Origin of the sequence: Microbacterium limosum, assembly GCF_036324365.1 — a bacterium.
Lineage (GTDB): Bacteria > Actinomycetota > Actinomycetes > Actinomycetales > Microbacteriaceae > Microbacterium > Microbacterium limosum.
On record NZ_CP137080.1, the window covers coordinates 735,184 to 759,200 of the forward strand.

The window sequence follows — 24,017 nt, forward strand, 5'->3', positions numbered from 1 at the left end:
GGTGAACGAGAGCACCTCGTCGCCCCGCATCGCGTCGGTCGTCCCGCACGTCTTTCGGCCGGGCTCAGCCGGTGGTGAAGGGGAGGGAGCGTCCTGCGAGCCCGCGCGGGGCGATGAGCCGCGCCGCAGCCTCGAGGATCGCCTCTGACGCCGGGTCGGCGGGATCGGCGACCACGACGGGCGCGCCCTCGTCGCCGCCCGTGCGCAGGGCGGGACTGAGGGGCACCGAGGCGAGCAGGGCGACGGGCTCCGCATCGGTCGACAGCGCCTCGGCGACGGCCGCGCCTCCGCCCGAGCCGAACAGGTCCAGGCTCCCGCCGCCGCGCAGCGACATGGCGGCCATGTTCTCGATGACGCCCACGACGCGCTGCCCCGTCTGACGCGCGACGAGGCCGCTGCGGATCGCGACGTCGGCCGCCGCCGGCTGTGGCGTCGTGACGACCACGACCTCGGCGTGCGGCAGCAGCTGCCCGACGGAGATCGCGACATCCCCCGTGCCCGGCGGCATGTCCAGCAGCAGCACGTCGAGGTCGCCGAAGTGCACGTCGGTGAGGAACTGCGACACGGTGCGGTGCAGCATCGGTCCACGCCAGGCCACGGCCTGCCCCTCGTCGCCCTCCCGGAGGAACATCCCGATCGAGATCACCTTCACGCCGTAGGCGACAGGCGGCACGATGAGGTCGTCGATCCGGGTCGGGCGCGCGGTGCGGCCCGCGGCATCCACGAGGCCCAGCAGTCCCGGGATCGAGAAGCCGTGCACGTCGGCGTCGACGAGTCCCACCGACAGTCCGCGCGCGGCGAGGGCGACGGCGAGGTTGGCCGTGAGCGTCGACTTGCCGACACCGCCCTTTCCGCTCGTGACGGCGATGACGCGCGTGAGGGAGTCGGCGGTGAACGGGATGCCGCGGGGGCGCCCCGCGCGCAGCTGTTCGGTCAGCACGGCGCGTTCGGGCGGGGTCATCACCCCGAGCGAGACCTCGGCCGCCGAAACGCCGTCGACCGCGAGCGCCGCCTCGCGCACCTCGCGCTCGATCCGGTCCGATGCCGGGCAACCCACGATCGTGAGGGCGATCCCGACGCGCGCGATGCCCTCCTCGACCCTGATGTCGCGGAGCATCCCGAGCTCGGCGAGCGAGCGGCGCAGCTCGGGGTCGAGAACGCCCCCGACGGCGCGCCGGACGGCCTCCGACGGCGCTCCCGCGGCCTGCTCAGATGTCACGTGAGCCTCGGTCGGCACGGTCGCGGCGCTCGGCCTTGGCCCGGCGCTCCTCGCGTTCGGCGGCCGCCTCCGGGTCGTCCTGCGAGTCGTCGAGGTCGGCGAGCAGGTCCTTCAGCTCGGCGCGCAGCACGTCGCGCGTGACGATGTCGTCGGTCATGTCTCGCAGCGCCAGGCGCAGGGCCACGATCTCGCGCGCGAGGTATTCGGTGTCGGCGAGATTGCGTTCGGCTCGCTGGCGATCCTGTTCGATCTGCACGCGGTCGCGGTCGTCCTGACGGTTCTGCGCGAGCAGGATGAGGGGCGCGGCGTACGACGCCTGCAGCGACAGCACGAGGGTGAGGGCCGTGAATCCGAAGGCCGCCGAGTCGAAGCGCAGGTGCTCGGGCGCGATCGTGTTCCAGAGGATCCAGCCCGCGCAGAAGGCCGACAGCCCCACGAGGAACCAGGGGGTGCCCATGTTGCGAGCCACCCACTCGGTGGCGCGGCCGAAGCGGTCGCGCGAGGGCTGCGGCGCGCGAGAGCGCAGCCCGGCGCGGCCGAGGGGCGCGTCGAGGCTCTCGCGGCGGGGAGCGCGGGCCATCAGCGGCGCCTCGTTCCCGCGGCGCGCGCCACCGGGACGGCCGGTGGCTCGTCGGCGTCGTTCGTGCGCCAGTCGTCGGGGAGCAGGTGATCGAGCACGTCGTCGACGCTCACGACACCCACGAGGCGGTGGGCCTGGTCGATGACCGGAAGCGACACGAGGTTGTAGCTGGCGAGAAGCCGGGCCACCTCCGCCGCGGGCGCCGACGCCGAGACGGGCTCGATGGAGTCGTCGATGATCGTGCCGAGACGCTCGTGCGGCGGATAGCGGAGCATGCGCTGGAAGTGCACGACGCCGAGGAGGCGTCCCGTGGGCGTCTCGTACGGGGGCAGGGTGACGAAGACGGCCGCGGCGAGGGCGGGGTGCAGCTCGTGGCGCCGGATCAGCGCCAGGGCCTCGGCGACGGTCGCCTCGGCCGAGAGGATGATCGGCTCGGGCGTCATCAACCCGCCCGCCGTGTCGGGGCCGTACGCCAGCAGCGCGCGCACGTCCTGCGCCTCCTCCGGCTCCATGAGCTCGAGGAGCGCCTCGGAGCGGCTCTCCGGCAGCTGCGCCAGCAGATCGGCTGCGTCATCCGGCTCCATCGCGTCGAGGATGTCGGCGGCGCGCTCGTCGCCCAGCCGCTCGAGGATGTGCGCCTGCTCGTCCTCGGGCATCTCCTCGAGCGCGTCGGCGAGCCGGTCGTCCGGGAGCTGGTCCGCGACCTCGATCATGCGCTCCTCGGGCAGGTCGAGCAGCGTCGTCGCGAGGTCGGCCGCGTGCAGCTCGGAATAGGTCGCGACGAGCTGCTCCGCCGACTGGACGCCCCCCGGCTCCTGGTCCTCGCGGACGTCCTTCCACCCGGCGAAGGTCGTGGGGCCCTTCGCGAACGGCGATGCCGAGGTCTTGGGCCTGCGCAGGAAGAGCTGACCGATCGCCCACTCGCCGATGCGGTTGCGCTCGATCGCGACGTCTTCGATCTCGGCGCTCCCGCTGCCGTCGCGCAGGAAGACCTTGCGCCCGAGGAGCTCGGCGACCACGCGCACCTCGCCGCCGCGCTGCTGGAATCGACGGACGTTGATGAGCCCCGTCGTGATGACCTGACCCGTCGCGATGGTCGTGACGCGGCCGATGGAGAGGAACACGTGGCGCCGGCCGGGGATCTCCACGACCAGCCCGACCACGCGGGGCGGATCGTCCTTGCGGAAGACGACGACGACGTCGCGGACGCGGCCGAGGCGGTCGCCCGCGGGGTCGAAGACGGCGCAGCCGACCAGCCGCGCGACGAAGACCCTCTGCGTGCTCACGCCCCCAGCGTAGCCCGCTCATCGGATCCTCCCCGGGGTGGCGTGGGACAATGGCCGAATGAGCATGTGGGGTCCGAAAGCAGGCGGCAAGCGCGCCGACCAGGTGGGGGAGACCGTCGCGAGCTTCCCCACGTACGAGGGAGCCCAGAAGGCGGTGTCCCAGCTCATCGCGGGCGAGGTCCCCGCGCGGCAGATCGCGATCGTCGGGCTCGGCCTGCGCTCCATCGAGCGCATCACCGGGCGACTCGGCTACGCCGCCGCCGCACGATCGGGCGCCATCAACGGGCTGTTGATCGGCCTGCTGTTCTCGCTCATCTTCGTCGTCGGAGCCCCCACGGTCTCCCTGCAGGCGTTCGTGGGAGTGCTCTTCGTGGGAATCGCGATCGGCATGCTGATGAGCCTCATGACCTACTCGTTCGTGCGCCGCCGCCGCGATTACGCCTCGGTCATGCAGGTCGTCGCCGACCACTACGAGGTCACGGTCGAGGCCGAGGGGCTCGCCAAGGCGCGCCAGGTTCTCGGCCGTGCGTCCGAGTCCCCGGCTGCGCCCGCCGCGCCCGCCCCGGGGGCCGCCGCCCCGCCCGCACCGCCCCTGCCCCCGGCGACCCCGCCCGCCGACCCGCCCCGCTACGGCGAGCGCACGACAGAGCCGCCCCGGTACGGAGAGCGGATCGAGCAGCCTCGCCGCTCCGACGACGACGGGGATGCCGGGGCATCCGGCACAGGCGGCGACGAGAACCGGTGAAGATCGCCGTCGCCCTTCCGCGCGACACCGTGGAGATCTCGGCCGTGCTCGAGGGTCCGGCCGACCCGTGGGCGGCCGTCGTCCTGGCGCACGGCGCCGGGTCGGGGATGGAGCACCCGTTCCTCGTGGGGCTCGCGGGCGCGCTGAACGGCGCCGGGATCGCGACGCTGCGCTTCACGTTCCCGTACCGGGAGGCCGGACGCCGCTTGCCCGGCCCCGCGGCGCACGCGATCGCGACATGGCGGGCCGTGCGCGACCGCGCCGCCGATCTCGTCGACGCGCCCCTCTGGGCGGCGGGGAAGTCGTACGGCGGGCGCATGGCGTCGATGGCGGCCGCCGAGGACGGGTTCGCCGTGAAGGGCCTCGTGTACCTGGGCTACCCCTTTCATCCGCAGGGGCAGCCCGAGAAGACCCGGGGCGTGCACCTGGCGGCTATCCAGGAGCCGCAGCTGTTCCTCTCGGGCACGGACGACCCCTTCATCCAGCCGCGTGCGGACTTCCAGCGGGTCGTGGCGGGCTGCCCCGCTGGCCACCTCCACGAGCTCCCGGGCGCGGGGCACTCGTTCGAGGTGAAGGGCGCCCGGCGCCCCGCCGACGAGATCGGCGCGTCGCTCGCGCCGGTGCTGACCGACTTCGTGCGCGCTCGCTCCTGAGCGGCAGCTAGCGCGAGAGCCGGGTCATCCACGCCTCGACGTCGTCGGCCGTGCGCGGGATGTCGGCGGAGAGGTTCACGGGTCCGTCCCCGGTCATGAGGATGTCGTCCTCGATGCGAACGCCGATTCCCCGGTACTCCTCGGGCACGGTCACGTCGTCGATCTGGAAGTAGAGGCCCGGCTCGATCGTGAAGACCATCCCCGGTTCCAGGATGCCGTCGTAGTACATCTCGCGGCGGGCCTGCGCGCAGTCGTGCACGTCGATGCCGAGGTGGTGGCTCGTGCCGTGCACCATGTAGCGACGGTGGTGCCCGCCGCGATCGGCGTCGAGGGCCTCGTCGGCGCTCACCGGGAGCAGGCCCCACTCCGCCACGCGGGCAGCGATGACGGTCATCGCCGCCTCGTGCACCTCGCGGAATCGCGCGCCCGGACGGGCGGCGGCGAAGGCCGCGTCGGCCGCCTCTCGCACCGCCTCGTACACGCGGCGCTGCACGGGGGTGAAGCGGCCGGACACGGGGAGCGTACGGGTGATGTCGGCGGTGTAGAACGTGTCGACCTCGACGCCGGCGTCGACGAGGATGAGGTCACCCGGCACGACTTCTCCGTCGTTGCGGGTCCAGTGCAGGTAGCACGCGTGCGGTCCGGAGGCGGCGATCGTGTCATAGCCCTCCCCGTTGCCGTCGCTGCGCGCACGCTGGTGGAACACGCCCTCCACGACGCGCTCGCCGCGGGCGTGCGCGGTGGCGCGGGGCAGCTCGCGGATGATGTCGTCGAAGCCGTCGGCCGTGACGCGCACCGCGAGACGGAGCTGCTCGATCTCGAACGCGTCCTTGACCAGGCGCAGCTCGGAGACGAACCGCGTGAGGTCGTCGTCGACGCCGACCGTGAGGTCGTCGTCCGTGGCGGTGAACGCGTCGATGTGCGCCGTGGCCAGGCCGAGGTCCGCGGCGACCGCGCCGAGCGAGGGGCGCGGTCCGATCCAGAACTCGCCGATCGCGGCGTCCGCGTAGAACTCTGGCGTCGTGCGGTCGGCCCGCTCGCGGAAGTACAGCGTCGCGGTGTGCGCGGAGCCGTCGGGGTCGAGCACGAGCACGGAACCCGGCTCGCTGTCGTTCTCCCAGCCGGTCAGGTGCGCGAACGCCGAGTGCGGGCGGAACGGATAGTCGGTGTCGTTGCTGCGCTGCTTCAGTGACCCCGCCGGCACGACGATGCGGCGCCCCGGGAACGCGGCGGAGACGGCGCGGCGCCGGTCGGCGGCGAAGGCGGCCTGCGGGCGCTGCGAGACGGCGTCGTCGGGGCGCTCGGCCCACCCGCCCGAGATGGAGTCGAGGAAGCCCTGCCCGAAGCGCTGCCGGCGATTCGCGACCCCCTGCGGCTGTGCGGCCGCGGCATCCTGAGGGGCGGTCTCGATCGTGCCGGTCTCACCTGTTGCACTCATCGCACCAGTGTCCCATGCCGCGGCCGGCAGAGCTCAGGAGGTCGGCTCGAGCTGCACCACGAGGGGGCGGTGATCGCTGCCTGCGCCATCGAGCGAGTGGAGCACCACGGATCCGGTGGTGCGCCATCCCGAGGAGTGCAGGACGTGGTCGATGGGTGCCCCGACGAGCGCGGGCACGTCGGTGCTCCAGGTTCCGACGCCGCCGTTCCCGGAGTCGGCCGCGGCGTCGTGGCATGCCCCCAGCACCCCGCCGTCGACCCCGAACCGCGCCATGTGGTCGATCGTGGCGTTGAAATCGCCCGCCATGATGACGTTGTCGCCGGCGCACTGGTCGGCCAGCCACCGGAGGTCGTCGCGCCACTTCTGCATGTACGCCGGCCGAGGCGCCACCGCGTGCACTGCGACGACGATGGGGCCCTCCCCGTCGACGGGCATCGCCACGGCCGAGGGCAGCACGCCGGTGTTGCTCGAGCCGTCCGCGGAGGACTGGATGACGGCGTAGTCGCCGAGATCGGGGGTGATCAGCAGCGTCGTGGAGCCGGCGTCCCACGAGTCCTCGCCGAATTCGACGTGGTGGGCCCACATGGGGCTGCCGAGCTCGCGCATCGCGATCGCGACCTGCTCGCCCGTCTCGATCGTCGTCTCGGGGAGCGAGACGATCTGAGCGCCCATCGCGACGGCGGTCTGGGCCACCAGCGCCGGGTCGGTGGCCTCGCCGGCGGTGTTCCACGTCATGACGCGCACGCTGTCGTCGGTCGCAGCGGGCAGCTCCGCCGTCCCGAGGCCGCGAGAGGCGACGACGGCGGCGTTGGCGGCGCCGGCGGCAGCGAGCACGACGACCATCGACAGCGCGAACGCGCGCACGGGGCGGGCCGCGGCGAGGAGGAGGAACACGACCGCCGCGACGCCGAACCCCACCGCGAGAAGCGGCCGGAAGGAGATGATCTGGGCGACGGGGAACGTCTGGTCCAGGCGGAAGAAGCCCGGAAAGGTCAGCACCGCCGCCGCGATCGCGGTCAGCACGGTGAGAAGGACCCCCGACGCGCGCAACACGGCGCCGACTCTATGCGCCGCGGCTGGGAGAAGGACGCGAACGGCGGGGGAGGATGCCGAGCGCGGGCTACGATCGGTGGGTGGTCGGAGGGCATCGGGGTTTCGCAGGTCCGACCGACCTGCACCTGCACTCCGCCCGGTCGGACGGCACCGAGACGCCCGCGGGCGTCGTGCGGGCGGCGTACGACCACGGGCTGCGGACGATGGCGCTGACGGACCACGACACCACGGCGGGCTGGCACGAGGCGGCGCGGGCGGCGGCATCCCTCGGGATGACCTTCGTGCCCGGCATCGAGCTCAGCGCGAAGCACGAATGGCGGAGCGTCCATCTGCTCGCCTATCTCTTCGATCCCGGCGACGAAGGCCTGCGCGCCGAGACGGAGCGCATCCGGACCGACCGTCGCGGACGCGCCGAGCGGATCGTCGACCGCATCGGCCGGGACTTCGATCTCACGTGGGACGACGTGCTCGCCCAGACCTCCGACGGGGCGACGGTGGGGCGCCCGCACATCGCCGATGCGCTCGTCGCACGCGGCCTGGCGGGCGATCGCTCCGAGGCCTTCGCCGGCATCCTGCATCCCCGCGAGGGGTATTACGTGCCGCACTACGCCCCCGATCCGTTCACGGCGGTGCGGCTCGTCGTCGCCGCGGGAGGCGTGCCGGTGATCGCGCACCCTGCCCCGTCCGGCCGCGACCGCATGATGCCCGAGCCGGTGATCGAGGAGCTCGTCCGTCTGGGGCTGGCCGGGTTCGAGATCGATCATCGCGAGAACACGCCGGCGGGCAAACGCGAGCTGCACCGGATCGCGGCGGCGCACGACCTCATCGTCACGGGCTCCAGCGATTACCACGGCTCGGGCAAGCCCAACCTGCCGGGTGAGAACACCACGAGCGACGAGATGCTCGCGCGCATCCTCGAGCGCGGCACCGGTTCGGCGCCCACCGGGCCTTGACCGTCCCCGGCGCGGGCGGCGTCAGGGGGCGAGCGCCTTCGCGTCCGTCGACACCGGGATGCCGGAGCGCATCGCCGGTCCGCGCCCGCACCCGCCCGCGCGAGGTGAGCTCAGGCGCCGGTAGCGCCCGTCGGACGCCGCCGCCGACGACGCCGACGCGCGGGAGCCGGGTGTCCATCGTGGTGCTCGGCACCGCCGCCGTCGTGGGTTCCGCCGCCCTCGGCGCGCTTCTCCTCGGTCTGGACCGTCGCATCGCCGGGCGCCGCACCGCCCTCGCCGCCGCCCGAGCGTGAGCGCCGGCGACGACGACCCTTCGCGTCGTCGGATGCCGCGGCATCCGAGCCGCGGCCCGAGCGCTGGGTCTTGACCGACTGCGTCTTCGGAGCCGTCACGAGGCGGCCCTTGGTGCCCTCGGGGATGCCGAGGTCGGAGTAGAGGTGGGGGCTCGACGAGTACGTCTCGGTCGGCTCGGGCTGACCGAACTCCAGCGCGCGGTTGATCAACGCCCACTTGTGCAGGTCGTCCCAGTCGACGAACGTGACGGCGATGCCCGTCTTGCCCGCGCGGCCCGTGCGGCCCGCGCGGTGCAGGTAGGTCTTCTCGTCGTCGGGGATCGTGTGGTTGATGACGTGCGTGACGTCGTCGACGTCGATGCCGCGCGCCGCGACGTCTGTGGCGATGAGCACGTCGCGCTTACCGGCCTTGAACGCGGCCATCGAGCGCTCGCGGGACTCCTGGCTCATGTCGCCGTGCACGGCCGCCGCGTTGAAGCCGCGGTCGCCGAGCTCGTCCACGAGCTTCTGCGCCGCGCGCTTGGTGCGCGTGAAGATGACGGTCTTGCCGCGCCCCTCGGCCTGGAGGATGCGGGCGATGATCTCGTCCTTGTCGAGCGAGTGGGCGCGATAGACCAGGTGGCGGATGTTCGCCTGCGTGAGGCCCTCGTCGGGGTCGTTCGCCCGGATGTGGATGGGGTTCGACATGAACCGGCGCGCGAGCGTCACGATCGGCCCCGGCATCGTGGCGCTGAACAGCTGCGTGTGCCGCACCGCCGGCACCTTCTGGAAGATCTTCTCGATGTCGGGCAGGAAGCCGAGGTCGAGCATCTTGTCGGCCTCGTCGAGCACGACCTCGGTGGCGTTCGAGAGGTCGAGCAGGCGCTGACCCGCGAGGTCGATGAGGCGACCGGGGGTGCCGACGACGATCTGCGCGCCCGCCTTGAGCTGCTCGATCTGGCCCTCGTAGGCCTTTCCGCCGTAGATCGCCACGACGCTCGTCGGGCGGTTCGCGGTCAGCATGTCCATGTCTTCGAACACCTGGACCGCGAGTTCGCGGGTGGGAACGACGATGAGCGCCTTCACGCCCGGGGCGGGGTCGAAGCCCAGCCGCTGGACGACGGGGATGCCGAAGCCGAACGTCTTGCCCGTTCCCGTCTTGGCCTGGCCGATGATGTCCTGGCCCGGAAGGCCGAGGGGGATCGTCTGCTCCTGGATGGGGAACGCGTCGACGATGCCGCGCGCGGCGAGGGCGTCGACGATGTCCTGATCTACTCCGAGATCGGCGAAAGTCGTCACGGTGCGAGTGCCTGTCCGGCAGTGAGATGCTGCCTGTGTGTGCAGCGCCCGGGGGCGCGAGGGGTGGATCCACGCCCTCCACTCATCCGCAGGCGCGGGGCCCCGATCCATCGCCGGGGCTGCTCCAGCCTACCCGAGGCGCGCTGCGGGCCTCACGGGGGCGCCGCACCGTGCGCATTAGGCTGGGGCGGTGCTGAAATGGTTCCGGCGCCGGCGCACGCCCGGTCGCGTGCTCACCCTCCGTTCGCGGGGGGAGTCCTCGGACGCGACGCGTGTGGACTTCGCCGAGCTCGCCCCCGACGTGGACACGTTCCTCGGGCAGGCGGCGTACCTGCAGCTCGGATACTTCGAGACGCTCAGCCAGCTCATCACCGCCACGCCCGACCTGGCGGGCAAGGAGTCCCTCTCGCGGGCGGCGGGGGCCGCGCTGATCAAGCATCGCGACCTCGTGGCGCTCATCCGCGATCGCGGCGACGACCCCACCACGATCATGCTGCCCTTCCGCGAGCAGCTCGAGCAGTTCCGCCGCACGACGCGCGGCGAGCGGTCGATGGAGACCCTGCTCAGCGTGCACGTCACGGCGGGCATCCTCGACGACTTCTACCACGCGCTCGCTTCCAGCTACGGCGAGACGGGCCGCCGCGTCTCCCGCATCCTCGAAGCGGACGACGACCGCGGCGCCATCGTCGACATCATCGGCGAGGCGATCGAGGGAGACGGAGAATGGCGATCGATCCTCTCGCTGTGGGGGAGGCGCCTGGTGGGCGACACGCTGCTCGTGGCGCGCGCGGCCCTGTCGACGCAGGACGCGCTTGATCTCGCGGCCGAGAAGCGGGTGGAGCCCGTCTTCACCGAGCTGATGGCCGCGCACTCGCGGCGAATGGATGCCATGGGGCTGAACGCCTGACCCGCCCGGCCCTCGGGCCGGGCGGAACGATCAGCCGATGCCCAGACGCGCCCGCTCGCGCGCGTCGTGCGCCGAGCGCACGCGGGTGAGCGCCGCGACGAAGGCGACGGTGAGCGCCGCCGGGACGGCCAGGCCGATCAGCCAGAGGAGGAGGTCGGCCTCCGAGAGCCCCGCCCAGGTGAGGGCCGTCCACACGACGCCCGCGACGCCTGCGGCGAAGAGCGGCGCGACGGCCGCTCCGCGCAGGTCGCGGCCGGGCATCCCCCAATGCAGCGCGAGGCCGATCGCCGCGGCGACGACGAGGGCGAGGACGATGAACATGTCAGCCGACGAAGCCGACGCGGCGCTGCTCCTCCGTGCCGATCTCGACGTAGGCGAGACCCGCGGAGGGGACGATGTAGGAGTTGCCCTTCTCGTCGCTGAAGGAGATGTGCGACGAGCCTGCGTCGAGCGCGCTGATGACCGAGGCGCGCACGGTGTCGGCGGACTCCGCGCTCTGGAAGTTCAGCTCGCGGCCGGTGTTGGCGATGCCGATGCGAATCTCCACGGGTGACTGCCTTTCCTCGGGATGCGCGGCGCCCTCGCGCCGCCACGTCCGAGCCTATGACACCCGTTCGCGCTCGCCGCTCGCCCGCATCACGCTCACGGCGAACGCGGCGGGAGTGGAGATGTCGGATGCGGCGGCTACCGTCTTTTACGTGCCCGATTCCCTCCCGACCCGCGCCGGCGGACGCATCGACGAGCCCGACGAGCCCGACGAGCCCGACGAGCTCGACCCGCCCGCCCTCCCCGGTCTGGACGAGCACCAGGAGCGCGTCGTCGGGCTCGAGGCATCCGCGTCGGGCGTCGTCGTCGGCGGCCCCGGAAGCGGCAAGACGGCCGCGCTGATCGCGCGCGTCTCCGCGCTGCTGCGGTCGGATGCCGTGGATCCCGACCAGATCCTCGTGCTCACGCCCACGCGCGCGAGCGCCACCTCCCTGCGCGACCGCCTGCAGGTCGCCGCGGATCGGCCCACGGCCGGTCCGCTCGCGCGGTCGGTGGCCGCCTTCGCCTTCCAGATCGTGCGAGCACAGGCGGTGCACGCGGGCGAGGAGCCGCCCCAGCTGCTGACCGGCGCCGACGAGGACCAGATCATCCAGGATCTCCTGGCCGGCGACGCCGAGGACGCCGCCGACGGCAACGACCGGTGGCCGGCGTGGCTGCCTCCCGATGTGCGCGAGACCCGTGCCTTCCGCACCGAGGTGCGCACCTTCCTCGCAGAGTGCGCCGCGCTCGGGATCGATGACGGCGCCCTCGCGCGCCTGGCCCGCGCGGGTGGCCGCGAGGCGTGGGAGGCGATGGCGTCGTTCCTCGGCGAATACCGCGAGGTGCGTCGGTCGATGCGCGGCGCGCATCGCGACGCGGCGGGTCTCGTGAGGGAGGCGGCCGCGATCACGACGATGGCGGCGTCGGACGATGCTGCGCTGGGTGCCGCGTCGGCCCTGCGTGTCATCCTCGTCGACGACGCGCAGGAGCTCACCGTCGCGGGCGTGCACCTGCTCGAGGCCTGGCGTCGGCGCGGGGTCGCCGTGCTGGCCTTCGGCGATCCCGACGTCGGCTCGGGGGCGTTCCGCGGGGCATCGCCCGCGCACTTCGCCCGTTTGGCGGCATCCCTCGGCTCCGTGCACGTCCTGCACGGCACGCATCGCGGCACCCCGGCGATGATCGCCCTCGCGCGGCGCGTGACGGCGCGCATCGGCACGTCCGGAATCGCCGCGCACCGCGCCGCGCCGGTCCCGCCCGCGGCCGACGACACCTCGGTGCGCGTGCTCACGGCGCGTTCGGCCTCGGAGGAGCTGGATCGCATCGCGCGTCTGCTGCGTGAACGCCACGTCTTCGACGGGGTGCCCTGGCACGACTGCGCCGTCATCTCGCACGACTCGGCGCAGGTGCGGGTGCTCGAGGCCGAGCTCGCGGCTCGGGAGGTGCCCACGCGGGCTGCCGGACCCGGCACGCCGCTGGGCAGCCGCTCACCGGTGCGCGACCTCCTGGGGGTCATCGCACTCGCCGCGCGCGAGCCCGCATCGTGGACGGCCGAGGATGTCGAGGGGGTTCTCTCGGGCTCGATCTGCGGGCTCGACCCCATCGGTCTCCGAAGGCTCCGCCTCGCGATGCGCCACGCCGACCTCGCCTCGGGAGGATCCACGCCCCCGCGCGAGATGCTGCGCTCCGCACTCGCGAATCCGCTCGAGTTCTCGTTCGTCGACACGCGGGAGGCTCACCGCGCCGCCCGTGCCGCCCACACGCTGCGCCGGGTGCGCGAGGGGCTCGCGCGCCGCGAGACCCCCCACGAACTGCTCTGGAGCGTGTGGGAGGAGAGCGGTCTCGAGCGCTCCTGGGCCACGGCATCCCGTGGACACGGTCCCTTGGCGGCGCAGGCGGATCGTGACCTCGACGCCGTCGTGGCGCTTTTTGAGGCCGCCAAGAGGTTCGTCGAGCGCACTCCGGACGAGGACGCGATGGTCTTCGTCCGGCACGTGCTCGACTCGGACGTGGCCGAGGATTCCCTCACGGCGCCCGCCGTCGCCCCCGCCGTGCGCGTGCTGACGCCCGCGGCCGCGCTCGGCGAGCAGTTCGACACCGTCGTGGTGGCGGGGGTCCAGGAGGGTGTGTGGCCCAACACGCGCCTCCGCGGCGGACTGCTCGAGACCTGGCGTCTGGCCGATGCGATCGTCTCCGGCGGCGCGCACGAGCCCGACGTGCTCGACCGTCGCAGAGAGGCGCTGCACGACGAGCTGCGGCTGTTCGTGCGCGCGGTGACGCGGGCGCGGGCGATGCTGGCCGTCTCCGCCGTCGACGACGACGACACCGGTCCCAGCATCCTGTTCGACCTCTTGCCGGCGCCGTCGGTTCCGCCGGCGGGCAGTGAGCACCCCCTGTCGCTGCGCGGGCTGGTCGCCCGCCACCGGCGCACGCTCACGAGCGGCCGGGCGGACGATCCCCGCGCCGCCGGCGAGCTCGTGCTGCTGGCGCAGGAGGGCGTCGCCGGCGCTGCGCCCGGTGAGTGGTACGGGATGCTGCCGCCGACGTCGACGGCCGCCCTCCGCTCGCCCGAGGAGCAGGTGCGCGTGTCGCCCTCGCGGGTGCACACGCTCGAGGAATGCGAGCTGAACTGGGTCATCGCCGAGCTCGGAGGAGAGACCGCCAGCGCCGCGGCGGGGCTGGGGACGATCCTTCATTCGGCGCTGGAGACCGCCGGGGCAACCGACGAGGAATCCCTGTGGCGCGTCGTCGAGGACCGCTGGGGGGAGCTCGAGTTCGAGGCCCCGTGGCGGGAGCGCGCGGAGCGGCACCGCGCGCGGGATCTCGTGCGACGCCTGCACCGCTACCTCGTCTCCTTCGAGCGCGAGGGAGGACGGCTGCTGGACGCCGAGCCGCACTTCGAGATCCCGCTCACCCCGGGTGACGAGCACCGGGGCGAGGTCGTGCTGAGCGGGTACATCGACCGCGTCGAGGTCACCGGTGCGGGAGAGGTGGTCATCGTCGACCTGAAGACGGGTAAGAGGGAGCCGCAGACCGACGCGAAGGTGGTTGACAACCCCCAGCTCGCCGCGTACCAGCTGGCTCTCGAGCACGGGCTCATCCCGGGCGCCGACGGACTGCGTCCCGGCGGAGCGAAGCTGCTCGTCCTCGTGCCGACCGCCACGCGCCGGGACTGGGCCGAGCCGCGGCAGGCGCCGCTCGACGACGCCGCCCGCGCCGCGTTCCTGTCGCGCATCGACACGGCCGCCGCGACGATGGCGGGCGCCGCTTTCCGCGCACCCTTCGACGAGCACTGCCGGAAGGACCACTCGTACGGCCTCTGCCGCATCCACACGATCGGCGCGGTGAGCGCGCCGTGACCTCCCCCACGCAGGGTGGGCCGCGGGTGTCGGCTCACGCGATCGCCGCCGCGCTCGGCCAGTTCCCGCCCACCGACGAGCAGGCGGAGGTCATCGAGTCTCCGCTGCGCCCCGCCCTCGTCGTGGCGGGTGCGGGCAGCGGCAAGACGGAGACGATGGCCTCGCGGGTCGTCTGGCTCGTGGCCAACGGGCTCGTCCGTCGAGACGAGGTTCTCGGGCTGACCTTCACACGGAAGGCCGCGGGGGAGCTCGGCGAGCGGATCCGCCGGCGGCTCGAGCGGTTGTCCGAGTTCGAGGAGCGCGGCCTCCTGGCGCGCCTCGGCGCGTTGCACACGGAGGGCGCGCTGGAGGAGTTCGCGCGCATCGAACGCCGCGCGGAGCAGGAGCGCGACGCGGCGTCCCGCGCCGGCCGCGACACCGCGCCGATCGAGCTCCGGGCGCGGGCGGCGCGGACGGCGGCGCTGGATCGTCTCGCGCCGGTCGCCGTCCGCGTGGAGGGAGGGGATCTGCTGCAGCGGCCCACCGTCGCGACGTACAACAGCTTCGCCGATCAGATCGTGCGGGAGAACGCGGTGCTGCTCGGGCGCGACGCCGATGCGGCCGTGCTCTCGGAGTCCGCCGCGTGGCTGCTGATGCGCCGCGTCGTGCTCTCGAGCGACGACGAGCGTCTCGAGCACCGCACGGAGGCGATGTCGACGATCATCGACGGCGCGCTCCGCGTCGCGCGCGACGCCGTCGACAATCTCGTCGAGACCGATCGCCTCCGCACGATGGCCGCGGAGTTCGCGGACGTGCTCGAACGCCCGAGCGAAAAGCGTCTGCCCGACGGGGTGTACCGCGACGTGCGGGTCGCTGCGGAGAAGGTGTCGGGGCTCGCGGTGCTCGCCGACCTCGCCGACGCGTATGCGGCCGAGAAGGCGCGACGCGGGGTGCTCGACTTCTCCGATCAGGTCGCGGGGGCGCTGCGCATCGTGCGGGCCCACGCGGCCGTGGGGCACGAGCTGCGGCGCCGCTACCGCGTCGTCCTGCTCGACGAGTATCAGGACACGTCCGTCGTGCAGACGCTGCTGCTGTCCGAGCTCTTCGGCGGCGAGGCGGTCATGGCCGTCGGCGACCCTCATCAGTCGATCTACGGGTGGCGGGGCGCGAGCGCCGGGAACCTCGGCGGCTTCGCGCGCGCCTTCGGTCGCGGGGGATCGACGGGGGAGCACGCCCTCATGACCAGCTGGCGCAACAGCGATGTCGTGCTGCGCGCCGCCAACGCCGTCCTCGCGCCGCTCGCCGCCTCCAGCCCCGTGCCCGTCCGTCCCCTCCGGCCCCGTCCGGGGGTCACGGCGGGGCGCCTGGAGGTCGCCTTCGAGAACGACGTGGACGCCGAGGCGGATGCCGTCGCCGCATGGTTCGAGGCGGTGCGCGCCGAGCGCACCGCGCAGGGGCGCTCCACGCGCGGCGCGATCCTCTTCCGCGGGAAGAAGCACATGCAGCGGTTCGCGGACGCCCTGGCCGCGCGCGGCATCCCGCGTCACATCCTCGGCCTCGGCGGGCTGCTCTCCACGCCCGAGGTGGTGGATGTCGTGAGTGTCCTGCGCGTCGTCGACGACCCGACCGCGGGATCGGCGCTCATCCGCGTCCTCTCCGGCCCGAGGTTCGCGGTGGGGCTCGCCGACCTGCGGCTGCTCGAGAAGCTCGCGCGACGCCTGGCGAGCCACGACCACACGCTCGCGCCACTCGAGCCGGCCGTCGCGGACGCCGTCCGCACGGGTGCGGGCGCGGACCAGCCCGGGTCGATCGTCGAGGCGCTCGACTTCGTCGGGCGCGCGCGCGACGACCACGGCTGGCTGCGGGATTTCTCACCCGCGGCGCGCGAACGCCTGCGCGAGGCTGCGGCGATGTTCCGGGGACTCCGCCAGGCCGCGGCTCTGCCGATCCCCGAACTCGTGCGGATGATCGAGCTCGAACTGCGGCTCGACATCGAACTCGCCGCGAACGAGGCCCACGGGCCGGCGCGGATCGCCTCGGCGCAGCTTCGCGCCTTCACCGACGAGGTGCACGCTTTCCTCGCCGCCGATGACCGGGGCACGGTGCGCAGCCTGATCGCCTGGCTCGACCACGCCGAGCAGCTGGACGAGTTCGCGCCGCGCACCGAACCCCCCGAGGACGACGTCGTGCAGCTGCTCACGATCCACGGTTCGAAGGGGCTGGAGTGGGATGCCGTCGCCGTCGCCCGCGTCGTCGAGGGCGAGCTCCCGGTCGCACCCCGCGACACGAAGGCCTGGCTCGGCTTCGGGGTGCTGCCCTACGACTTCCGCGGCGACGCGGAGTGGCTGCCGCGCCTGGCGTGGCGTGCGCACGACGCCCCGACGCAGCAGGCGCTGAACGCCGCGATCGCCGAGTTCGTCGAGGCGGGAAAGACCCGCCAGCGCGACGAGGAACGGCGCCTCGCCTACGTCGCGATCACGAGGGCGCGGGAGCACCTGCTGCTGTCGGGCTCCTCCTGGGCGGGTGGGCAGAAGCCGAGGGAGCCCGCCCCGTACCTGGCGGAGATCGCCGCGGCCCTGGGCGTCGATCATGTGCGGCCCGAGCCGGGCGAGAACCCCTTCGAGGGCGACCGACGCATCATCACGTGGCCGATGGACCCCCTCGGCGAGGCTCCCCGCACGCGTCGTCCGCGCGTGGCGGCGGCGGCGGCGGCGGTCGCGGCGGCGGCGGAACGGCCGCCGATCGAGGCGTCCCGCGACCTCGCGCTCCTCCTCGCAGAGCGTCGCTCCCGCGGCGGGGATGCGCCGGAGCCGCCGGTCAGGGTACCGGCGTCCCGATTCAAGGACTGGGTCGGCGACTACGAAGGGACGCTGCGGCGCATCGCGCGTCCGATGCCCGAGCGCCCCTACCGCCAGACCCGGATCGGCACGCTCTTCCACGCATGGGTGGAGCAGCGTTCGGGTGCGGGCGGACGCGGGCCTTCGTTGGACGACGCCCTGTGGGAGCTCGACGACGACGAGGCCGAGGCCTCCTCGGCCTCCGACGACGATGCTGCGCGGCTCGAGGCGCTCAAGGGCGTCTTCGAAGCGTCCGAATGGGGGCCGCTCGCCCCCGTCGAGGTCGAGTCGGAGATCGACTTCGTTCTCCGCGGCACCCGGGGCGCAGCGCACGTCGTGATCTGCAAGCTCGACGCCGTCTACCGGCGCGATGGCCGGTACGAGATCGTCGACTGGAAGACCGGACGCCCGCCCGCATCCGATGCCGAGCGGGAGGAGCGGATGCTGCAGCTCGCGCTGTACCGCCTGGCCTACCACCGGGCGCGCGGCGTCCCCCTCGAGGAGATCGACGTGGCGCTCTACTACATCGCCGACGACCTCGTGATCCGCGGGGAGGGCTCCTACTCGGAGGAGGACCTGGCCCAGCGCTGGAATGCGGCGCGGGAGGCCCGCTGAGCCTCGCGGACCTCGTCGCTGTCATCGTGACCGGGCGCGGCGGAGCGCTCGCCCGCCGCTGCGCCGTCGGCGCCCGACTCGGCGGCGCCGGGGTCGGAGCGCCAGCCGGCCAGATCGATCGGGTCGATCGGGGCCGTGTCGGCGCCGGCATCCTGTCGCTCGTCCGGCCCGTCGTCGCCCCGCACGGTCGAGGGGCGGGAGAGGCCGGGCGGAGCCTCGGCGTCCTCGTGCTCGAGCTCCTTTGCGACGAACAGCGACATCATGCGGGGGTCGTACGCATCGGTCTGCATCGCCGTGGACGGCTCCTCCGGCAGCGCGGCGGCGGGCGTCCCCTCGTCGAGCAGGCGCATCGCCTCGTCCACGCCCGCGGCCGAGGCGGCGTCCAGGCGCGACCTCGACGATCCGAGGCCGTCCACCAGGGCGTCCAGGAGGGCGACGGCATCGTCGACGATGTCGGGGCGCTGCTGCTCGTGACCGTGCAGGAGCCACTTGGCGAACTCGAGTTCGGCATAGAGGCGGGCGCGGGTGCGCAGGTTGGCGTCGGGCGAGCGCGGGCCGGTCTCGGCGTACGCGGTGTACACGTCGTCGATCGCCTCGGGAGCGCCGGCCAGCCAGTGCAGGTCGACGGCGGGGTCCCCGACGCCGAAACGGTGCCACCCGAGCACGCCGACGACGGTCGGTGCGTCGCCGCGGTCCTCGAATAGGAAGGATGCCGCGCTGGTCTCACCGAGGATGACGGTGGACTCGAACCGCCACAGCTCCTCGTCGTCGATCGCCGAGCGCCACCGGGTCGCGAGGGCCGCGTGCAGCCGGCGGGTCGCCGCCGTTCGCTCGATCAGAGTCTCCACGGTGCGGCGGACGTCGGCGGGCGTGCGCAGGGGAAGCCCCTCGGCGCGCACGACGGAGGCGGGCAGCGCGTGCACGGCCGCCAGAGCGGCGCCGATGGATGACGCGGCGCCGGGCCCGGAGGGGATGTGGGGCGGCTCGATCCGGTACCCCGGGAGGAAGTCGGCGACGACGATGCGGTCGTCGCCGAGGGTCGCCTCCCCCCGCACCTCGGGCACGCGGAAGGGCAGCAGGGCGCGGGCGCCCGGCGTCAGCGCGCGCAGCGCGAGCACCTCCGCCGCCAGGTCGCTCGCGGCGGATTCGTCCGTGGGAACGCGCACGACGACGCGCGTGCCGTCGTCGAGCCCGAGCAGTGCCGCATCGTAGCGACCCGACTGCCCGGTCGAGAGCGTCGACGTGGTGACGGCCCCGACGCCCGGCAGGGCGGCGCTCGCCGCCGCGGCTAGAGTGAGGGGGGAGCGTGCCATGTCCCCAGGGTAGGTCGGCGCTCCGCCTCAGGATCTGCGCCACGCCCGCGAAAGAGGTCATCCATGACGCTGCAGCGCGCCGCCGGAGCGGTGCCCGCGCCGCGGGTCCCGCTCTCACGGGCGGCCGAGGAACGCGCCGAGCCGGACGTGATCGCGCGAGCCCTGCGCTCTCCCGGAACGCGGGTCCTCCGACTGCGCGAGGGAAAGGCCGACGTCGGCGCGGGCGACGCTCTCGTGCTGGTGGGCCCCGGCGAGATCGCGCCGGGGGACGCCGTCGCGCTCCTCGGCCGCGGCGAGGACGGCGGGATGATTCTGCTCGCGCTCGAGGAGGGCCACGCTCCCGAGGGCTGGGCCGAGCTGCGGGCCCTGGGCGGGGCGCTCCCCGCCGCAGACACCGCCCTGCTGACCGAGGCGCGCGCCCTGGGCCGCTGGATCTCCGAGTCCCGATACTGTCCGGCGTGCGGCGCGGAGACCGAGCTGCGCCAGGCCGGCTGGGCGCGGCACTGCCCCGGCTGCTCGCGGGAGCACTTCCCCCGCACGGATCCCGCCGTCATCGTCGCCGTCACCGACGGCGAGCGGCTCCTGCTGGGCTCGAACGCGGCGTGGGGGCCGGGACGCTACTCGTGCTTCGCCGGATTCGTCGAGGCGGGGGAGTCGGCCGAGGAGGCGCTGGTACGCGAGATCGAGGAGGAATCCGGCATCCTCGTCAGCGACATCGAGTACGTCGGCTCGCAGGCGTGGCCTTACCCGCGCTCGCTCATGCTCGGCTTCCTCGCCCGGACCGACGACGCCGGGACCGCGCGTCCCGACGGCACCGAGATCGTGGACGTGCGCTGGTTCACCGCCGACCAGATCGGGCTCGCGCTCGCCGGGGAGGGGGAGATCGGCCTGCCCGGACCGGCGTCCATCTCCCGCGGTCTCATCGAGCGCTGGCACGCACGGGCGAGCGCCGACGCATGACCGCCGGCGTGACCGGCCCGGACGGACCCGATCGCGCGCTGTCCGGACTCGACGAACGCCAGCGCGAAGCGGCCGTCGCCCTCCGCGGTCCCGTGCGGGTGCTCGCGGGAGCCGGCACGGGCAAGACCCGCGTCATCACGCACCGCATCGCCCACGGCGTCGACACGGGGGCGTTCTCGCCGCAGCGCGTCATGGCGCTCACCTTCACGACGCGCGCCGCGGGGGAGATGCGAGGGCGCCTGCGGGCTCTCGGTATCGACGGGGTGCAGGCGCGCACCTTCCACTCCGCCGCCCTCGCTCAGGTGAACTACTTCTGGCCCGTCGTCGCGGGCGGCGAGAGCGCGCCGCCGATCGTGCCGAACAAGGTGCGCGTCCTGGCCGATGCGGCGGTCGCCGCCCGCCGCGACCTCGACACGGCCACGCTTCGCGACCTCGCCGCCGACATCGAGTGGCGGAAGGTCGCGATGATCTCCATCGAGGCGTACGCGCGGCTGGGTCGCCCGGGGATCGGCCGCCTGGGCGGCGACGACGTCGTCGAGCTGCACGCCGCGTACGAGCGACTGAAGGACGAGCGCCGTCAGCTCGATTTCGAAGACATCCTGCTCGTCTGCGCGGGGATGATGGAGTCCGAGCCGCGCGTCGCGCGCGCCGTGCACGAGCAGTACCGGCACTTCACCGTCGACGAGTACCAGGATGTCTCGCCCCTCCAGCAGCGACTGCTCGAACTGTGGCTCGGATCGCGCGACGACATCTGCGTCGTCGGCGACGCGAGCCAGACGATCTACTCGTTCGCGGGCGCCGACCCCCGGTTCCTGCTCGAGTTCGAGCGGCGCCATCCCGACGCGACCCTCGTGCGGCTCGAGCGGAACCATCGCTCGAGCGACGACGTGCTCGGCGCCGCCAACACGCTCATGCGCGGGCGTCCGGGCGCTCTCTCGCTCGTGGCGGCGGGCGCCGAAGCGCCGGCGCGGATGGATGCCGAGGGCATCGCCGTCTCGGTGCACCCGACGGACGAGGCCGAGGCGCGCGACGTCGCGCGCTCGATCCGCACCGCGATCGACCGCGGCGCGCGGGCCGACCAGTTCGCCGTGCTCTACCGCCTGCACGCCCAGTCGGCGATGCTGCAGACCGCGCTTGCGGCGGAGGGCGTTCCCACGACGGTGCTGGGAGGGCGCCGGTTCTTCGACCTGCCGGAAGTGCGCGAGGCGGTGATGATGCTGCGCGGTGAGTCGGTGGCGCGCCCCCGGGGCGACCTCGTCGACGCGGTGCGCGACGTGCTGCGCTCGCTCGGACAGTCTCCCGAGCCGCCCGACGCGGCGGGTGCCCTCCGTGACGCGTGGGAGGCGCGCGCGGCGATCGCGCGCCTCGCCGAGGCGGCGCCGCCCGAGACGACGCTCCGTGCCTTCACCGACGACCTGGCGGCACGAGCGAAGGACCAGCACGAGCCGGAACGGCAGACGGTCACGCTCGCGACGCTCCACGCCGCGAAGGGCCTGGAATGGGACCACGTGCGCATCGTCGGCCTCGCCGAGGGCCTGTTGCCGATCTCCTACGCGAGGGGTATCGAACAGGCGGATGAGGAGCGCCGCCTGCTGTACGTCGGGCTCACGCGGGCACGGCGAACCGCTTCACTGTCGTGGTCGCTCCGGGGAGAGCGCGGGGAACGGGAGCCGTCGCGGTTCCTGGCAGAGCTCGGCACCCGCACTGCGCGTGCGGCGGGTGCACCCGGGTCTGCGTCGTCCCGTCCCTCCGCAGCTCGCTCGCACGCGCGGGGCCCCCGCCCGCCGCGCTGATCAGGCGCACCGTCTCGGCGGCGGCCTCGTGCGCGAGATCGGCGGGCACCGGCACGGGCGGAGCGTCGAGCAGCTGGGCGGCCAGCGCGGGCCAGTCCTCGTCGGCGTCGCGCCGCGCGAGATCGAGGCACGTTCCGCACGGAGTGACGCCGGGAACGATGAGCGGACCCACCGTCACACCCGTCCCCGTGGCGACGACGGGGAGATGCGTGCGGTCCGCGGCGAGGTGCGCTCGGGCGGTGCCGGGGTCGAGGACGTGATCGGCGAGCAGCACGACCGCATCGCACGCTGAAGACGGGGGATAGGGGGCGTCGTCGCCGTCGCGCCGTCGCTCCCACACGCCGACGCGCGCGCCCGTGCCCTCCAGGGCCGTGATGACGGCGCGGGCCAGCACGCCCCGCGCCGCGCCTCGGGGCGTCTCGACGAAGAGGCGCGGGATGACGGCGGCCCGCCCGGTGTCGGAGCGGAGCACGGCCCGACCCAGCCGGTCGAGGAACGCGCGCACCTCGCGCGAGTGGATGCGGGACAGGTCGGCCCAGACGTCGAGCCCCGACTCAGGGAACCCCCGCTGGAGTTCGCGCAGCAGCCGTCCCTGCCAGGGCTCGACATCCTGCAGGACGGCGTGCGCGTGGGCTCCGAACTGCAGGGTCGTGGCGTCGCGCCAGAGCGGGACGAGGGCGGGGTCCAGGCGAAGCATCACCGTCATCCCGCGATTGTGGCGGGGGATGCGCCGCCGAATCCCGCTATCCACACCGACCCCAAAGCCGGGAGCGGCGCGACGAGGTGTGGAGGAGGATCAGCGACCGGGCGTCGGCTCCCCGCCGGGCCCGTCGTCGTCCGCGCCCGCCGCGTCCGCGTCGTCGCCGGTCGCCGCGTCGTCCGCCGGATCCGACGGCTCCTCGCCCGCGAGGATGCGGGCGATCGCGTCGTCCACCTCGTCGGCCGCGTCGGCGGCGACGCCGCCCTCGCGGGATCGGATCCGCGCCACGAGCGCGTCGGGGTCGTCGATGTCGGACGCGCCGGGCATGAAGTCCGGGTAGTCCCAGAGCGCGTCGCGCGAGGCGACGCCCACGGCATCCGTCACGACGCGCCACATCATCGCGGCCTCCCGCAGCCGGCGCGGACGAAGCTCGAGCCCCACGAGCGAGGCGAGCGCCTGCTCGGCGGGCCCGCCGGCCGCGCGGCGGCGCCGCACGGTCTCAGCGATCGCGTCGGCGCGGGGCAGGCGCGCCGTGGCATCCGCCGTCACGACATCGACCCAGCCCTCGATGACGGCGAGCAGGTTCTCCAGCCGTGAGAGCGCCTCTCGCTGAGCCTCGGTGTGCTGCGGGAGCAGGGCACCGCTCTCGAGCGCCTGGCGCAGCTCCTCGGGACGCTGCGGGTCGAAGCGGCCCGCCAGATCCTCCAGGGCATCGGTGTCGATGTCGATCCCGCGCGCGAACTCGGTCACCTGGCTGATGACGTGCAGACGCAGCCACTTCGCGTGCCGGAAGAGGCGCGCATGGGCGAGCTCCCGCACCGCGACGGCGATCGCCAACTGGTCCTCGCCGATGTCGAGCCCGCTGCCGAAGTCGGCGAAGTTCTGCGGCAGGATCGCGGCGTCACCGGCCGGCATCACGGGGATGCCGACATCGCCGCCCGAGATGACCTCGGTCGAGAGACGGCCGACGACCTGGCCCAGCTGGGTCGCGAAGAGCGATCCGCCCACCTGGCGCATGAGCTTGCCGGCGCCCTGCAGCATCGCGCGCATCTCCTCCGGCGCCTGCTCTTCGAGCGTGCGGGTGAGGGCGTCGGCGATGCTCGTCGCAACGGGCTCGGAGAGCTCCCGCCACACGGGCATGCTCGCACGCACCCACTCGGCGCGCGTCATCACCTGCGGCGAGCGGGCGAGGCCGGAGATCGTCGTGGCCTCGCCCAGCCACAGCTCGGCGAGACCGAGGGCCGTGTCGAGTTCGACGCGCTGGCCGTCGGTCACGCTCAGGCCGCCGGCCTCCGACAGCTGCATCGCCTGTCGCTCCGCAAGCTCCCACGGGATGCCGTCGGCTCCGGACTCGAACATGCCGCGCATCTGCTGCATCGCCTGCGCCATCATGGCCGGGTCCACGCGCATGCCGGTCAGCCGCTCGATCTCGTCGGGGTCGATCTGGCCGCCGCCCATCATGCGCCGCAGGATCTCGGAGAAATCCTCGGGTCCGGGCTCGTCAGGATCCACTTCAGCCGCCTCCCAGCGTGTC

The 24,017-nt window shown here is 73.5% G+C and carries 18 protein-coding genes; 8 read left to right on the forward strand and 10 right to left on the reverse strand.

The features are described from left to right. Positions 1 to 64: 64 nt before the first annotated feature. Genes RYJ27_RS03585 through RYJ27_RS03595 form a run of 3 tightly spaced genes read right to left on the reverse strand, consistent with a single transcriptional unit; the run spans position 65 to position 3,085 of the window. Complete coding sequence (locus tag RYJ27_RS03585; protein ID WP_330171384.1) at positions 65 to 1,219, reverse strand: Mrp/NBP35 family ATP-binding protein; 1,155 nt, start codon at positions 1,217 to 1,219, stop codon at positions 65 to 67. Continuing rightward, entirely contained in the window at positions 1,209 to 1,799 is a 591-nt protein-coding gene (locus tag RYJ27_RS03590; RefSeq protein WP_330171385.1) for a DUF1003 domain-containing protein, read from the reverse strand. The genes RYJ27_RS03585 and RYJ27_RS03590 overlap by 11 nt, the downstream gene beginning before the upstream one ends. After that, entirely contained in the window at positions 1,799 to 3,085 is a 1,287-nt protein-coding gene (locus RYJ27_RS03595; protein WP_330171386.1) for a magnesium transporter, read from the reverse strand. Before RYJ27_RS03595 ends, RYJ27_RS03590 begins: the two co-directional genes overlap by 1 nt. A 58-nt stretch (positions 3,086 to 3,143) precedes the next feature. Here RYJ27_RS03595 and RYJ27_RS03600 point away from each other — a divergent pair, with 58 nt between their 5' ends. Together RYJ27_RS03600 and RYJ27_RS03605 are read left to right on the forward strand one after the other, a co-directional pair. Next, positions 3,144 to 3,830, forward strand: coding sequence for a general stress protein (locus RYJ27_RS03600; RefSeq protein ID WP_330171387.1), 687 nt, complete (start codon positions 3,144 to 3,146; stop codon positions 3,828 to 3,830). Continuing rightward, positions 3,827 to 4,483 carry an alpha/beta hydrolase family protein gene (locus tag RYJ27_RS03605; protein WP_330171388.1) on the forward strand — a complete coding sequence of 219 codons (657 nt, stop codon included), beginning with the start codon at positions 3,827 to 3,829 and terminating at the stop codon, positions 4,481 to 4,483. The genes RYJ27_RS03600 and RYJ27_RS03605 overlap by 4 nt, the downstream gene beginning before the upstream one ends. 7 nt (positions 4,484 to 4,490) lie before the next feature. Here RYJ27_RS03605 and RYJ27_RS03610 read toward each other — a convergent pair whose 3' ends face one another. Beyond that, entirely contained in the window at positions 4,491 to 5,921 is a 1,431-nt protein-coding gene (locus tag RYJ27_RS03610; protein WP_330171389.1) for an aminopeptidase P family protein, read from the reverse strand. Between the two features lie 33 nt (positions 5,922 to 5,954). Beyond that, positions 5,955 to 6,974: an endonuclease/exonuclease/phosphatase family protein gene (locus RYJ27_RS03615; protein WP_330171390.1), complete on the reverse strand. Its 1,020-nt coding sequence runs from the start codon at positions 6,972 to 6,974 to the stop codon at positions 5,955 to 5,957. A gap of 53 nt (positions 6,975 to 7,027) precedes the next feature. Here RYJ27_RS03615 and RYJ27_RS03620 point away from each other — a divergent pair, with 53 nt between their 5' ends. Beyond that, entirely contained in the window at positions 7,028 to 7,927 is a 900-nt protein-coding gene (locus tag RYJ27_RS03620) for a PHP domain-containing protein (protein WP_330171391.1), read from the forward strand. Between the two features lie 110 nt (positions 7,928 to 8,037). Here RYJ27_RS03620 and RYJ27_RS03625 read toward each other — a convergent pair whose 3' ends face one another. Further along, positions 8,038 to 9,498: a DEAD/DEAH box helicase gene (locus tag RYJ27_RS03625; RefSeq protein WP_330171392.1), complete on the reverse strand. Its 1,461-nt coding sequence runs from the start codon at positions 9,496 to 9,498 to the stop codon at positions 8,038 to 8,040. 190 nt (positions 9,499 to 9,688) lie between these two features. On the opposite strand from RYJ27_RS03625, the gene RYJ27_RS03630 reads away from it, so the two are divergent. Further along, positions 9,689 to 10,405, forward strand: coding sequence for a ferritin-like fold-containing protein (locus tag RYJ27_RS03630; RefSeq protein ID WP_330171393.1), 717 nt, complete (start codon positions 9,689 to 9,691; stop codon positions 10,403 to 10,405). Positions 10,406 to 10,435: 30 nt separating this feature from the next. On the opposite strand, the gene RYJ27_RS03635 is transcribed toward RYJ27_RS03630, so the two are convergent. Then, the gene (locus tag RYJ27_RS03635; RefSeq protein WP_330171394.1) at positions 10,436 to 10,726 is read right to left on the reverse strand and encodes a hypothetical protein; all 291 of its coding nucleotides are present in this window, start codon (positions 10,724 to 10,726) and stop codon (positions 10,436 to 10,438) included. A gap of 1 nt (position 10,727) precedes the next feature. Beyond that, on the reverse strand, positions 10,728 to 10,952 hold the full coding sequence (locus RYJ27_RS03640; protein WP_330171395.1) for a DUF3107 domain-containing protein: 225 nt from the start codon (positions 10,950 to 10,952) through the stop codon (positions 10,728 to 10,730). Between the two features lie 151 nt (positions 10,953 to 11,103). Between RYJ27_RS03640 and RYJ27_RS03645 the strand changes: the two genes are divergently transcribed. After that, positions 11,104 to 14,286: an ATP-dependent helicase gene (locus RYJ27_RS03645; RefSeq protein WP_330171396.1), complete on the forward strand. Its 3,183-nt coding sequence runs from the start codon at positions 11,104 to 11,106 to the stop codon at positions 14,284 to 14,286. Next, positions 14,283 to 17,717, forward strand: a complete 3,435-nt coding sequence (locus RYJ27_RS03650) for an ATP-dependent DNA helicase (protein WP_330171397.1) — start codon at positions 14,283 to 14,285, stop codon at positions 17,715 to 17,717. Before RYJ27_RS03645 ends, RYJ27_RS03650 begins: the two co-directional genes overlap by 4 nt. Here RYJ27_RS03650 and RYJ27_RS03655 read toward each other — a convergent pair. Continuing rightward, positions 17,663 to 19,030: a phosphotransferase gene (locus tag RYJ27_RS03655; protein ID WP_330171398.1), complete on the reverse strand. Its 1,368-nt coding sequence runs from the start codon at positions 19,028 to 19,030 to the stop codon at positions 17,663 to 17,665. The two genes, RYJ27_RS03650 and RYJ27_RS03655, sit on opposite strands and share 55 nt — an antisense overlap. 63 nt (positions 19,031 to 19,093) lie before the next feature. On the opposite strand from RYJ27_RS03655, the gene nudC reads away from it, so the two are divergent. Beyond that, positions 19,094 to 19,990, forward strand: a complete 897-nt coding sequence (nudC, locus tag RYJ27_RS03660) for an NAD(+) diphosphatase (RefSeq protein WP_330171399.1) — start codon at positions 19,094 to 19,096, stop codon at positions 19,988 to 19,990. Beyond that, the gene (locus RYJ27_RS03665) at positions 19,987 to 21,783 is read left to right on the forward strand and encodes an ATP-dependent helicase (protein ID WP_330171400.1); all 1,797 of its coding nucleotides are present in this window, start codon (positions 19,987 to 19,989) and stop codon (positions 21,781 to 21,783) included. Before nudC ends, RYJ27_RS03665 begins: the two co-directional genes overlap by 4 nt. A gap of 796 nt (positions 21,784 to 22,579) precedes the next feature. Here RYJ27_RS03665 and RYJ27_RS03670 read toward each other — a convergent pair. Continuing rightward, positions 22,580 to 23,944, reverse strand: coding sequence for a zinc-dependent metalloprotease (locus RYJ27_RS03670; protein WP_330171976.1), 1,365 nt, complete (start codon positions 23,942 to 23,944; stop codon positions 22,580 to 22,582). Between the last annotated feature and the right edge of the window lie 73 nt (positions 23,945 to 24,017).

Coding starts and splice junctions, on each gene's coding strand:
- RYJ27_RS03590 (WP_330171385.1), bottom strand. CDS start 1,799: ATGGCCCGCGCTCCCCGCCGCGAGAGCCTCGACGCGCCCCTCGGCCGC.
- RYJ27_RS03600 (WP_330171387.1), top strand. CDS start 3,144: ATGAGCATGTGGGGTCCGAAAGCAGGCGGCAAGCGCGCCGACCAGGTG.
- RYJ27_RS03610 (WP_330171389.1), bottom strand. CDS start 5,921: ATGAGTGCAACAGGTGAGACCGGCACGATCGAGACCGCCCCTCAGGAT.
- RYJ27_RS03620 (WP_330171391.1), top strand. CDS start 7,028: ATGCCGAGCGCGGGCTACGATCGGTGGGTGGTCGGAGGGCATCGGGGT.
- RYJ27_RS03635 (WP_330171394.1), bottom strand. CDS start 10,726: ATGTTCATCGTCCTCGCCCTCGTCGTCGCCGCGGCGATCGGCCTCGCG.
- RYJ27_RS03655 (WP_330171398.1), bottom strand. CDS start 19,030: ATGGCACGCTCCCCCCTCACTCTAGCCGCGGCGGCGAGCGCCGCCCTG.
- nudC (WP_330171399.1), top strand. CDS start 19,094: ATGACGCTGCAGCGCGCCGCCGGAGCGGTGCCCGCGCCGCGGGTCCCG.
- RYJ27_RS03665 (WP_330171400.1), top strand. CDS start 19,987: ATGACCGCCGGCGTGACCGGCCCGGACGGACCCGATCGCGCGCTGTCC.
- RYJ27_RS03670 (WP_330171976.1), bottom strand. CDS start 23,944: ATGATGGGCGGCGGCCAGATCGACCCCGACGAGATCGAGCGGCTGACC.